The 11,591-nt window shown below is 62.7% G+C and carries 11 protein-coding genes; 8 read left to right on the forward strand and 3 right to left on the reverse strand.

Annotation, left to right across the window (positions count from 1 at the left end; genetic code table 11):
* Positions 1 to 1,326 carry an ATP-binding protein gene (locus tag AC1DYQ_RS04790; protein WP_477685784.1) on the forward strand — a complete coding sequence of 442 codons (1,326 nt, stop codon included), beginning with the start codon at positions 1 to 3 and terminating at the stop codon, positions 1,324 to 1,326.
* Positions 1,327 to 1,456: 130 nt separating this feature from the next.
* Here AC1DYQ_RS04790 and AC1DYQ_RS04795 read toward each other — a convergent pair whose 3' ends face one another.
* Positions 1,457 to 2,089: an NADPH-dependent F420 reductase gene (locus AC1DYQ_RS04795; protein ID WP_477685785.1), complete on the reverse strand. Its 633-nt coding sequence runs from the start codon at positions 2,087 to 2,089 to the stop codon at positions 1,457 to 1,459.
* 108 nt (positions 2,090 to 2,197) lie between these two features.
* On the opposite strand from AC1DYQ_RS04795, the gene AC1DYQ_RS04800 reads away from it, so the two are divergent.
* Together AC1DYQ_RS04800 and AC1DYQ_RS04805 are read left to right on the forward strand one after the other, a co-directional pair.
* Positions 2,198 to 3,127 (forward strand): LysR family transcriptional regulator, encoded by a 930-nt coding sequence (locus tag AC1DYQ_RS04800; protein WP_477685786.1) that lies wholly within the window; start codon positions 2,198 to 2,200, stop codon positions 3,125 to 3,127.
* A gap of 114 nt (positions 3,128 to 3,241) precedes the next feature.
* Complete coding sequence (locus AC1DYQ_RS04805) at positions 3,242 to 4,156, forward strand: ketopantoate reductase family protein (RefSeq protein WP_477685787.1); 915 nt, start codon at positions 3,242 to 3,244, stop codon at positions 4,154 to 4,156.
* 12 nt (positions 4,157 to 4,168) lie between these two features.
* Here the strand turns inward: AC1DYQ_RS04805 and AC1DYQ_RS04810 are convergent, their stop codons facing one another.
* Positions 4,169 to 5,149, reverse strand: coding sequence for a GlxA family transcriptional regulator (locus AC1DYQ_RS04810; protein ID WP_477685788.1), 981 nt, complete (start codon positions 5,147 to 5,149; stop codon positions 4,169 to 4,171).
* 127 nt (positions 5,150 to 5,276) lie between these two features.
* On the opposite strand from AC1DYQ_RS04810, the gene AC1DYQ_RS04815 reads away from it, so the two are divergent.
* From AC1DYQ_RS04815 to AC1DYQ_RS04825, 3 genes are all read left to right on the forward strand, one after another.
* On the forward strand, positions 5,277 to 6,095 hold the full coding sequence (locus AC1DYQ_RS04815; protein WP_477685789.1) for a dienelactone hydrolase family protein: 819 nt from the start codon (positions 5,277 to 5,279) through the stop codon (positions 6,093 to 6,095).
* Positions 6,096 to 6,429: 334 nt separating this feature from the next.
* A complete protein-coding gene (locus AC1DYQ_RS04820) occupies positions 6,430 to 7,242 on the forward strand; it encodes a formate/nitrite transporter family protein (RefSeq protein ID WP_477685790.1) in 813 nt (270 codons plus the stop codon).
* Positions 7,243 to 7,305: 63 nt separating this feature from the next.
* Positions 7,306 to 9,051, forward strand: coding sequence for a bifunctional protein-serine/threonine kinase/phosphatase (locus AC1DYQ_RS04825; protein ID WP_477685791.1), 1,746 nt, complete (start codon positions 7,306 to 7,308; stop codon positions 9,049 to 9,051).
* 122 nt (positions 9,052 to 9,173) lie between these two features.
* On the opposite strand, the gene AC1DYQ_RS04830 is transcribed toward AC1DYQ_RS04825, so the two are convergent.
* A complete protein-coding gene (locus tag AC1DYQ_RS04830; RefSeq protein WP_477685792.1) occupies positions 9,174 to 9,641 on the reverse strand; it encodes an EVE domain-containing protein in 468 nt (155 codons plus the stop codon).
* A gap of 153 nt (positions 9,642 to 9,794) precedes the next feature.
* On the opposite strand from AC1DYQ_RS04830, the gene AC1DYQ_RS04835 reads away from it, so the two are divergent.
* Together AC1DYQ_RS04835 and AC1DYQ_RS04840 are read left to right on the forward strand one after the other, a co-directional pair.
* Positions 9,795 to 10,118 carry a metalloregulator ArsR/SmtB family transcription factor gene (locus tag AC1DYQ_RS04835; protein WP_477669455.1) on the forward strand — a complete coding sequence of 108 codons (324 nt, stop codon included), beginning with the start codon at positions 9,795 to 9,797 and terminating at the stop codon, positions 10,116 to 10,118.
* Between the two features lie 17 nt (positions 10,119 to 10,135).
* Positions 10,136 to 11,557, forward strand: coding sequence for a DUF2867 domain-containing protein (locus tag AC1DYQ_RS04840; protein WP_477685793.1), 1,422 nt, complete (start codon positions 10,136 to 10,138; stop codon positions 11,555 to 11,557).
* Positions 11,558 to 11,591: the final 34 nt, after the last annotated feature.

Here is an 11,591-nt window from a genome sequence, read left to right on the forward strand (position 1 = left end):
ATGAAGCTGTTTCCGCGCAGCCTGTTCGGCCGCAATGTGCTGCTGATCGTGGTGCTCATTGTGGTCGGCCAGCTGGCCAGCGCGCTGCTGGTGCGCCAGCTGATCATCAAGCCGCGGCTGGCGCAGCTGTCGGTGGCGGTGGCGCGCAATGTCAGCTCCATCCGTGCCGGCCTGGCCGCCATGCCGCCCGCGCAGCGCGAGGCTTTTGTCGCGCAGTTCAACCGCCGCGCCATGCAGGGCATTGCCGATGACGACGAGGGTGACGGCCGCGGCGAACGCCGGCTGCTGAGCCGGCTTGAGCGCCGCTTCGTCAACGAAGCCTCGCGCGGCATTGCGCTGGAAGGCGAGGGCTCCGAAATCATCTGGCGGCGCGAAGCCGGTGGCAGCCTGGCGGTGCGGCTTCGCCTGGACGGCGCCGACCATTGGGTCAACCTGCCCGGCGTGCTGCCGGCGCGTGAATTCACCGGCGCCTGGGTCGTAACCTCGCTCGCCAGTGCCTTGCTGGCTTTACTGGGCGCGCTGCTGATTCACCGCTACCTGAACCAGCCCCTGCGCCGCGTGATGGCTTCGGCGCACATGCTGGCCGGCGGCACCAGCCCGCAGCCGCTGCCCGAAGACGGCCCCACGGAAATCGCCGACCTGAGCCGCAGCTTTAACCAGATGGTGCGCAGCCTGGCCCAGGCCGACGACGAGCGCACGCTGATGCTGGCCGGGGTGTCGCACGACCTGCGCACGCCGCTGACCAAACTTCGCCTGGGCATCGAGATCCTGCGCGACAAAGGTGATAAAGGCGACGATGAGTTGATGGCCCGAATGACACGCGGCGTGGAAGAAATGGACGCCATCATCAGCCAGTTCCTGGACTTTGCCCGCAGCACCGAAAGCGAAGCGCTGGCGCCGGTGGCGCTGGATGTGCTGGCGGCTGAGGTGGCGGCCGCCTCGGCCGGCCACGGCATGCCGGTGGCGCTACAGGGCGGCAACCCGCCGCCCGTACCCTTGCGCCCGCGTGCGATGCGCCGCGTGCTCACCAACCTGGTTGAAAACGCCTGGCGCCATGGCCTGCCGCCGGTCACGATGGCCACCGGGCTGCAAGGCGACTCGGTCTGGATAGCGGTGACAGACCACGGGGCCGGCATTGAGGCCGCGCAGGCTGAGGCTTTGAAGCAACCGTTTCGCCGCGCTGAAAGCACACGCACCGGCCCGCCCGGCGCCGGGCTGGGCCTGGCCATCGTGGACCGCATCGTGCGCGCGCATGGCGGCAAGTTTGAGCTGCTGCCTGCCGATGGCGGGGGCCTATGCGCCCGGATCACGCTGCCGGAGGCCTGAAAACACCCAAAAAGGCCTCAAAAGGCCCATTTTTAGCCATCAAAATAGGCTGAAAGCCAATAAGAACGGGCGCGAGCAGCTATTGATTTGATAGCGAAAGCCGCAGCCCCAAGGATTGCGGCTTTCGCGTTTAGCCGAGCTGCACCAAGTTAAGAAGTGCCAGCGGACCGCCGGGAAACTGCGTCATGCGGCCACCCACGGCCAGCGTACCCAGGTCGACGCCCGAGAACCCGAGCTGGCTGATCAGCGCGGCCACGGCGGCTTTGGCCTTGGCGTCGTTGCCCGAATAAAACAGCGCACGCGTTCCGCCGCCAGTCGCCGGGTCGGTTGACAGCAGCCGTGCCTCCAGGTGATTAAAGGCCTTCACCACGCGTGCGCCGGGCACCAGTTCGGCAAACACCTCGCTGGAAACGCGGCCGTTCAGATCGACCGCCTTGAGCGACGGTATTTCGACCGGGTTGTTGGCGTCAATGACGACGCGACCGCCAAAGCCCGGCAGGCCGGCCAGCGCGTCAGGAAGGCGCGCCCAGGTGACGGCGACCAGCACGATGTCTTTCGAGGCCGCTTCCTGGACGGTGCCGGCCTGGATGGTGGGGCCAATCTCGCGGACCAGGTCCTTGAGTGAGTTCGGGCCGCGGCTGTTGGACAGCGTGGCGTGGATGCCCTTGCCGGCCAGGGCCTTGGCGAATGACGCGCCGATGGCGCCGGCGCCGATGATTCCGATGCTGGGGGCGGCGGTGTTGGGGGTTGAGGGGGTAGACATAAATTCACTCCTTGGGTTGTTGATGGGGTGAATGATGGGTTTTTGATTGCCTTTTGATAAGTCGGTAATTGATTGAATTATCTTCAATCATTACTTTAAGATGGTGAAATGGAAACCCTGGCCAACCTTGAATCGTTTGTTCGCAGCGCCGAAGGCCGCAGCTTTTCAGAGGCTGCGCGGCGCCTGGCGCTGACGCCCGCCGCCGTGAGCCGCAACGTCGCCATGCTGGAGCGAAACCTGGGCGTGCGGCTGTTTCAGCGCTCGACCCGCAAACTCACGCTGACCGAAGCCGGCGAACGCTTCCTGGCTTCGATTGGCGGCAACCTCAACGCGCTGCAGTCCGCCATCTCAGCCGTTTCCAGCGACAGCGGCGACCCAGCGGGTTCGATCAAGGTCAGCATGTCGCCCACCTTCGGCGCCGAATACATCGTGCCCCTGCTGCCGGCCTTTCTGGCCCGCTATCCGCTAATTCGCCCCGACTGGCACTTCGAGAACCGGCCGGTCGACCTGATCGCCGAAGGGTATGACGCGGCCATTGGTGGGGGCTTTGAGTTGTCGCCGGGCGTGGTGTCTCGCGCCTTGGCCCCGATCCACCTGGTCGCTGTGGCATCGCCTGCCTACATGGCCGCCCACCAGGCCCCAGCCGACCCTGCGGGCCTGGCAGTGCTCAACGGCATCGCCCTGCGATCCAGCGCAACGGGCCGGGTGCGCCAGTGGGTCATGCGCGATGGGGCGGGAGTGGAAGTTCCGGCAAGCCTCACCGAGTCGGTGGTCGTGAACGACCCGACGGCCATGCGCGCCGCAGCGCTGCTGGGCCTGGGCGTGGCGCTTCTGGGCGTGCCCGACGTACTGCCCGCGCTGGAACGCGGTGAACTCGTCAGGGTGCTGCCGCAGTGGTATGTCGATGCCGGCGCGATCTCGATTTATTACGCCACGCGCAGCCAGATGCCTGCCAAGACGCGGGTGTTTATCGATTTTGTGGTCGAGGCTTTTGAGCGCGACCAGCTGGCCCGGCGTTTTACCGGCGGCCCGGGCTAAGTGGCCCGGTCGCCAGCAGGGGCGGCAGACTTCACCCACAATTCCTTTTTACGTTTCCTCTTCCGTTTCTGTTTCTGTTTCCGTATCTGCATCTCATCGAAGGCAAAGACCCCCATGACCCAATCCCTCAAAGTCGCCGTGATGGGCGCAGGCGCCGTTGGTTGTTATTACGGCGGCATGCTGGCCCGTGCGGGACGTGACGTGACGCTGGTCGCCCGGCCCCGGCATGCTGACGCCATCCAGAGTGACGGCCTGCACATGGAAACCCGCACTTTCGACGAACACGTGCGCCTGGCCGCCAGCAGCGAACCCACCGCCGTGCAGGGCGCCGACCTGGTGCTGTTCTGCGTGAAATCCACCGACACCGAAGCTGCGGGCGCATTGATCCGGCCGCACCTGGCACCGGATGCGCTGGTGCTGTGCCTGCAAAACGGCGTGGACAACGCCGACCGCCTGCGCACCGTGCTGCCGCAGCACGCCGTGGCGGCCGCCGTGGTGTACGTGGCCACCGAAATGGCCGGCCCCGGCCACGTCAGGCACCACGGCCGCGGCGAGCTGGTGATTGAGCCGGCCAGCCGGAGCGAGGCCGTGGCCCAGGCCTTCATCGCAGCCGGTGTGCCGGTTGAAATCTCCAGCAACGTGCGCGGCGCGTTGTGGGCCAAGCTCATCCTCAACTGCGCCTACAACGCCGTCTCGGCCATCGCGCAGCTGCCGTACGGCAAAACCGTGCAAGGCGAGGGCGTGAAAGACGTCATGCGCGACGTGGTGGCCGAATGCCTGGCCGTGGCAGAAGCCGAAGGCGTGCAGGTGCAGGGCGACATGCACCTGGCCGTGGACAAACTGGCCGGCAGCATGCCCAACCAGTTGTCATCTACCGCACAAGACCTGGCGCGCGGCAAACCCACCGAAATCGACTACCTCAACGGGCTGGTCGTCAGGCGTGGTGAAGCCCTGGGTGTGGCCACGCCGGCGAACCGGGTGCTGTGGTCGCTGGTGAAGCTGATGGAGTCCAGGCAGGCCCTCGCCTGAATCGCCGGGCTCTCAAGCTCTTAACCCCGCCGCCCGGTACCGACTCGGGTTGGCGCCCGCCGCCTTGTGCATCATGCGCCGGAGCGCCGTGGCATCTTCGTAGCCCACTTGCTCGGCCACGCGTTCGATGGTCATCCGGCTGGACTCAATCAGCATCCGCGCGCGATTGAGCCGAACGCTTTGCACCAGCGCCATCGTGCTCTTGCCCGTGGCCTCGCGTACGTGACGCGACAGCGTCCGCTGCGACATCGCGAATTCGTTTGCCAGTGCCTCCACGCTGGGTGGGCTGGGCAGGGCAGACTCGATCCGCGCCACCAGGCGGGCCACCAGTGCGTTGCCGCTGGAGAGCATGGCTGGCACCACAAAAGGCGCTTGCGCCTGCCGGCCGTCGATCAGCAAGATGCGACCCACAGCTTCGGTCAGGGCTACCCCGAACTGCTCGCGCAGCAGGTGAAGCATCAGGTCGGTTTGCGCAAAGGCGGCGCCTGCGGTGCTCACCGGGCCGTCGGCGCACACCATCCGGTCGGCATTGACGGTACAGGCCGGCTCCCGCCTTCGAAGCTCCGGCGCCAGCCACCATGAGGTAGTGACCCGGCGCCCGGCCAGCACACCGGCCGCCTGGAGCAAAAAAACCGCCGAGCACGACGCCGCAACACGGCCACCGTGCGCAGCATGCGCGGCGACGGCCTGAATCACGCGTTGCGCGTCTGCGGTGGCCAAGCCGGTGTCGAGGGCCTGCGGGTTGTCCAGGCCCAGGCCCGGCACGATCCAGGTGGAGGGATCAGGCCGGTAGCGTTTGGGCAGGGCTGCGGTATCGATGTAAAGGCCTGAACTCAACCGTACCTGGCCGCCTGAAGCTGACAACACACGCCAGGTGGGGCGCGCCAGCTTCATGCGCGGCGCGAGGGCAGACGCGGCCTGCAGGATATCGAGTGTGGCCGCCACGCCGGTGGCAAAGGTGCCCGGCAGCAGCAGGAGGGTGAAATCTCGCATTGGCTGAAAAGGCCTTAAACATGTCGAAATAGACACTGGGAGTTTACGCGCGTACGGTGCCAAATTCATCTCTTCCATGAATTCCACGGACGCCATTCCTCCCACCGTTCGCAAAGCAAGGACACCGATGACAACGCGCAAGCTGACCGAAGACGACTCCCTCGAGGATTTCATCCAACGTGAGATCACGTTGGATAGCGTTACCAAAAACGTCTACCTGATGGGCAAGGGCCCGGCCGTGATCGTCATGACCGAGATGCCCGGCATCAGCCCGCACGTGGCGCGCTTCAGCCGTTGGGTGCGCGACGCGGGTTTTACCGTCTACATGCCGTCGCTCTTTGGCCGCGACGGCGCCGTGCCGCGTGCCGATGAAGGCGCGGCCATCTTTCAGCGCGCCTGTGTCAGCGCCGAGTTCCGCGCGTTCGCGTCCAACCAGGCCAGCCCGGCCACGCAGTGGCTGCGGGCACTGGCAAGGCTGGCGCATGACGAGTGCGGTGGCCCCGGCGTGGGCGCCATCGGCATGTGCTGGACGGGTAATTTCGCCCTCACGATGATGCTGGAGCCCGCCATGCTGGCGCCGGTGCTGTGCCAGCCGTCGCTGCCGCTCAATGACCCGGCCGGCATCGAAATGTCGCCTGCGGACATCAAGGCCGTCCGCCAGCGGCTGGACCGCGAGAACCTCACGGTGCTGGCCTATCGGTTTGAAGGCGACAGCTTTTGCAGGGCCCAGCGCTTTGCGGCCTATGCCGCGGCGCTGGGCGACCGCTTTGTGGGCCGCGTACTGACCGACGGCGCCGCCAACCCCGACGTGCCGCCGTTCTTTGCGGCGCACGTGAAGACGCCGCACAGCGTGGTCACCGCCCACCTGATCGACGAGGCGGGCCAGCCTACGCTGGCCGCGCGTGACGAGATCCTGGCGTTCTTTGCGCAGCGGCTTGCGCCTTAGCGCCTGTATCCGGCAGTGGCCTAGCTGGCACCAAAATATTTAAAGATGGACACCCTGATGCACAAATTTGGGGCAGTCACTCCCTTCGCAGTGCCAAAACGACGGGTAAAAGCGTCGCTAAAGCGTCGGCAAGCCCGGATTCGCGGTGTTTTGTTAGCGGCACGGTATGTGCTTGCATCCCTCGGGTCAGGCTAACGAAGGCCTGCGCAGGGTGCAGCGAGTTTCGCGGTGCCCATCGATCTGAATGGATAACGTCGTCCACTTCGGTCTTCAAATCTTTTTGAAGATCTCGAAGTGGATTTTTTTTTGGCAAAACAGGACTTAGAGGGATCGTATGGCTTATTTAGTGCCTTCGGAATTTGTGACCAAGATGGTGGATGCGGGTGAATCCAAAATCTTCATGTCGACGCGGGACACCGTTATCCGGGCCTACATGGCCGGCGCCATCCTGGCCCTGGCGGCCTGGTTCGCCGTCACCATCAACGTGCAAACCGGCCAGCCCCTGCTGGGCGCCGTGCTGTTCCCGGTGGGTTTTGTCATGTTGTACCTATTCGGCTTCGACTTGCTCACGGGCGTGTTCGTGCTGTGCCCGCTGGCGCTGATCGACAAACGCCCGGGCGTTACGGTCAAGGGCGTTCTGCGCAACTGGGGCCTGGTGTTCGTCGGCAACTTCGCGGGCGCCTTCACGGTGGCGGTGATGATGGCCATCTACGTCACCAACGGCTTCTCGACCGAGCCCAGCGCCGTGGGCAAGGCTATCGGCATCGTGGGCGAGAGCCGCACGCTGGGCTACCAGAAATACGGTGCCAACGGCATGCTCACATTGTTTGTACGCGGCATGCTGTGCAACTGGATGGTGTCGGCCGGCGTGGTGGGTGCGATGATCTCCACCCAGGTCAGCGGCAAGGTGATCGCGATGTGGATGCCCATCATGCTGTTCTTCTACATGGTGTTCGAGCACTCGATCGTGAACATGTTCCTGTTCCCGTCCGGCCTGCTGCTGGGCGCGCACTTCACCATCATGGACTACCTGATCTGGAACGAGATCCCGACGGTGCTGGGCAACCTGGTGGGAGGCCTGGCCTTCACCGGCTTGACGCTGTATGCCACGCACATTAAAACCGGACCATCACGCTCCTTTAAATAATCTGCCTCAAAAACAAAGGCCCTCGCGCACCTTGCATGCGCGAGGGCTTTGCCGGTACCCCACATGTCCAGTGAACTGAAGATATCGGCAGGTCAGTATTCGGACAAGGGCCGCAAGGAAACCAACCAGGATTTCCACGGTATCTATGTGCCGAAAGAGCCGCAACTGAGCGCCAAGGGCATCGCCATTGCGCTGGCCGACGGCATCAGCAGCAGCGCTGTCAGCGATGTGGCCAGCCAGTACGCCGTGACCGGTTTCCTCGAAGACTATTACTGCACCTCGGAAGCCTGGTCGGTCAAGACATCGGCCGAGCGGATCTTGAGCGCCACCAACTCCTGGCTGCATGCGCAGACGCAGAAGAGCCAGTACCGCTACGACAAAGACAAGGGCTATGTGTGCACGCTGAGCGCCATGGTCATCAAGTCGACCACCGCGCATATTTTTCATGTTGGTGATTCACGCATTTACCGTTTGCGCGGCAAGGTGCTGGAACAACTGACCAGCGACCATCGTGTGTGGATTTCGCAGGGCCAAAGCTATCTCGGCCGCGCGCTGGGCTTCAAGCCGCAGCTTGAAATCGACTACCAGACCCAGCAGGTGGAGCAGGGCGACATCTTCTTGCTGGCCACCGACGGCGTGTACGAACATGTCAGCGAATACGACATGGCCGGCCTCATCCACATCTGTGCCGACGAGCCCGGTGGGCTTGATATGGCGGCCAAATCCATCGTTGAAAAAGCCTTGGAGCGGGGCAGCGGCGACAACCTCACGGCACAGATTGTCCGCGTCGATGAGCTGCCCAACGGGCAGGCCGGCGAGTTGCTCCAGCAGCTGTCGGGCCTGCCGCTTCCGCCCATCCTGGAGGCCAGGACGCAGTTTGACGGCTATACCATCATCCGCGAAGTGCACGGCAGCAGCCGCAGCCATATTTACCTGGCCACCGACAACGAAACGGGCGCGCTCGTCATCCTCAAAACACCGTCGATAGATTTGGGCGGCGACCCGGCCTACCTTGAAAGGTTTTTGACGGAAGAGTGGATTGCCCGGCGCATCAACAGCGCGCATGTGCTGAAGCCTTATGTGCCGACCCGAAAGCGTCACTATGTGTATGTGGCCACCGAATACATCGACGGGCAGACGCTGAGCCAGTGGATGATTGACAACCCCCAGCCCGGGCTTGAAGCCGTGCGCGGGCTGGTGGAGCAAATCGCCAAAGGCCTGCGCGCGTTTCACCGGCTGGAGATGCTGCACCAGGACCTGCGGCCCGAGAACGTCATGATCGACAAGACCGGCACGGCGAAAATCATTGACTTTGGATCAACCCGCGTAGCCAGCCTGATGGAAGCAGATGCGCCCGGCGGGCACAACGACATCCTGGGCACGGCCCAGTATTCGGCGCCGGAGTATTTTGTGGGCGAGGGCGGCACCACGCGCTCTGACCTGTTCTCGCTCGGCGTCATCACCTACCAGATGCTGACCGGCAAGCTGCCCTACGGCGCCGAAGTGGCCAAATGCCGGACCCGGGCCGCGCAAAGCAAGCTGCGCTATGACTCAGTGCTGTACGAAGACCGTGACATACCCGCATGGATAGACGGCGTGCTGCGCAAGGCCGTTCACCCCGACCCCGCCAAGCGCTATGGCGAGCTGTCGGAGTTCTTGTACGACCTGCGCCACCCCAACCAGTCATTCCTGGACAAGACCCGCCCGGCTTTGCTCGAGCGCAACCCGGTGGCGTTCTGGCGGGGTGTTTCCCTCATCCTGGCTGTGGTCGTGGTGGTGCTGGTGGCGCTGAAGTCCGCTGGCGGGTAGCCAAAAAGCTGCCAAATCGATATAAAAAATGGCTGCAGGCCAGTAGCGGCGGGCGCAAGCAGCTATGGTTTTGATAGTCAAGCTGTCACCCCGCGACGTTGCGCAGGGCAGGCCAGCAGCGTTCAGGACTTGCCCAGCAGCTTGGTAATCACCCGCCAATGCTGCGGCTCCACCGGCGTGATGGAGAGCCGGTTGCCCTTGCGCAGGATGATCAGGTCTTCCAGCTCTTTGTGAGCCCGCAGCTCAGGCAGCGTCAGGTTGCGTGTCTTCTTCAGCACCTTCACATCTACCAACTGCCAGCGCGGCTCTTCGCGTTTGGACTTGGCGTCGTAGTAATGCGACTTCGGGTCGAACTGCGTCGGGTCAGGGTAGGGTGTAGACGCCACCTCTGCGAGGCCGACAATGCCCGGCTCGGCACAGCTCGAGTGGTAGAACAGCACGCCATCGCCGACTTGCATCCCGTCACGCATGAAGTTGCGCGCCTGGTAGTTGCGTACGCCGACCCAGGGGACTGTCGAATTTTCGGCTGCGAGCGCGTCGTCGACCGAGCATTCTTCGGGTTCGGATTTCATGAGCCAGAAGCTTGTCATGGGAGAGGCCTTGATGCCTGAGGTTGGGACGGAGCAAAGCTTAGCGGATCGACGGGGCAAAGAAAAGCGCCGGCCTCAAACCAGAAGCCCAGAAGCAGCTTGACAGCACGGAATATCTTGAATAAAGTTATTAACAAATAAGTTAATACATCAATGCCTGCATCCCTTGACAAAATATTTGAAGCGCTCGCCTCGGGGCCCAGGCGCCAAATCCTGGCCTACCTCACCGAGAAAGAACTCAGCACCACTGAGCTGGCCGAGCGCTTTGCCATGAGCACGCCGGCCGTTTCTCGCCACCTGTCGGTGCTTGAAAACGCCGGCCTGGTGACCAGCGAGCGCAGCGGCCAGTTTGTGCTCTACAAGCTCAACGGTGACAGCCTCGTAAACAGCCTCACGGGTTATGCATTCGAACTATGCCCGGTGGCGCGTCCCCTGAAGCGGGAACGCGTCGCTGCCAAAACACAAAAAGCCAGGTAACAAGGAGAGAGGGACTCATGCTGAATCTCACACAGGTGATTGAAACGTTTCCGTCGGTTCGTATTCCATCCGAATCGGGCGGTTTGGCCGTCGAGGTGTCCTTGATTGCCCAGATCGGCCATGGCGCCGGCAATCATCTGTTTGCCAGCGTGGCATCCAGGCAGCGGCAGCACGGCGCGTTTGTCGATGAGCTGGACGAGCCATCGGCCAAACTGGGCGGGACCAATTTTGCCAAAGGTGACGCTACCTCGCTGTATTCATTTGTCGTGGGGCCCAAGGGCCATCCGTTTCACCGCCATGCAGGGCACCGCATCTTCACGGCGGTGTCGGGCAGCGGTGGAGCCCAGTTGCGCTTTTCCAGCGCGTCGGAACAACAAATCCAGGAAGACCCGCAAAACTTCATCCGCGCCCTGCGTTTTGTGAACATCCCGCCTGACTGCATGTTCACTGTGCGCTTTGGCGGAGAAACCTGGCACCAGTTTTCTCCGCTCTCGCGTAATTCTTTGCACCCTGTATTTTTTGCGTTGTCTTGCCATACCAATGAACTGGGCGGCAATTTGTCGGAGTCTTTGAAACAGGAGGTGCTGACCAATAAGGCGAGCATCCCATCATTGACGGAGTTGCTGCCGGACGAGGTGAAAGCGTTGCTTCAGGCCAAGGACTTCAAGGCTGATACCGTGCCGACCACGACTTTGTCGCTGGATGCTCCGCCCGGAACATTCCACCGGGTGGTATGCAACACTGTGCGCAGCGGCGCAGGTGTGATGCGAGGTTTGTGGGGTTCGTGGAAAGGGGCGTCGGGCTTTCTGTCACATGGCGGATCCGCCCGAAGCGTGAAGGAGCTCAGCAGCCCGCCACTCGATTCGCTGCTGCTTCAGCAACTGACCGAACTGCGCGTCCATCATGAAGACACTTTTCGCTTGCGCGTGACCGGTACCAACTTTGGGCACACCAGCGCCACGAATTTGCTCGCCACGGTCCTGGAGGGCTTTTTGCTTAACGCGCCCAGCGGTGTGTCCAATCTGATGGCGCTGCGCAATGTTCTGGTTAAACCCCTGGGCCTGCGTACATCGCCATTGGGCTGCCCTGTGTCTTCGCTGTTGTCGCCGGACACCAGCAACCTGTTTGCCAATCGCTACCCGGTGCTTGGCCAAACCATTAATGCAGCCGATACCAAAGCGCAAGTCATTCTGGGCGCCAATGACAAACATCTGCTGTTCAGGTCCTGTGTCAGCGTGGAAATCGTCGACAAGCATCATGTGGATGTGATGCTGGGTACGCGGGTTCATTGCAAGAATGCCTTTGGCCGCTTTTACATGGCGGCCATTGACTATGTGCATCGCCACTACGTCACACCCACGATGCTGCGGCTGGCTGTGGAATATGCGGTGGTTCAGGAAAAAGAGTCGGTTGTACCCGCCAAACTGGTAACGGCCTGAGAGATCAACTCAGGAACGTTGTTTTGGCAGTCGC

The organism is Polaromonas sp. P1_F4 (assembly GCF_056405675.1).

Bases quoted from the DNA above. Each gene is read 5' to 3' on its own strand.
- AC1DYQ_RS04830 (WP_477685792.1), bottom strand. From the start codon at position 9,641: ATGACAAGCTTCTGGCTCATGAAATCCGAACCCGAAGAATGCTCGGTC.
- AC1DYQ_RS04815 (WP_477685789.1), top strand. From the start codon at position 5,277: ATGACAACGCGCAAGCTGACCGAAGACGACTCCCTCGAGGATTTCATC.
- AC1DYQ_RS04825 (WP_477685791.1), top strand. From the start codon at position 7,306: ATGTCCAGTGAACTGAAGATATCGGCAGGTCAGTATTCGGACAAGGGC.
- AC1DYQ_RS04800 (WP_477685786.1), top strand. From the start codon at position 2,198: ATGGAAACCCTGGCCAACCTTGAATCGTTTGTTCGCAGCGCCGAAGGC.
- AC1DYQ_RS04810 (WP_477685788.1), bottom strand. From the start codon at position 5,149: ATGCGAGATTTCACCCTCCTGCTGCTGCCGGGCACCTTTGCCACCGGC.
- AC1DYQ_RS04835 (WP_477669455.1), top strand. From the start codon at position 9,795: ATGCCTGCATCCCTTGACAAAATATTTGAAGCGCTCGCCTCGGGGCCC.
- AC1DYQ_RS04820 (WP_477685790.1), top strand. From the start codon at position 6,430: ATGGCTTATTTAGTGCCTTCGGAATTTGTGACCAAGATGGTGGATGCG.
- AC1DYQ_RS04790 (WP_477685784.1), top strand. From the start codon at position 1: ATGAAGCTGTTTCCGCGCAGCCTGTTCGGCCGCAATGTGCTGCTGATC.
- AC1DYQ_RS04805 (WP_477685787.1), top strand. From the start codon at position 3,242: ATGACCCAATCCCTCAAAGTCGCCGTGATGGGCGCAGGCGCCGTTGGT.
- AC1DYQ_RS04840 (WP_477685793.1), top strand. From the start codon at position 10,136: ATGCTGAATCTCACACAGGTGATTGAAACGTTTCCGTCGGTTCGTATT.
- AC1DYQ_RS04795 (WP_477685785.1), bottom strand. From the start codon at position 2,089: ATGTCTACCCCCTCAACCCCCAACACCGCCGCCCCCAGCATCGGAATC.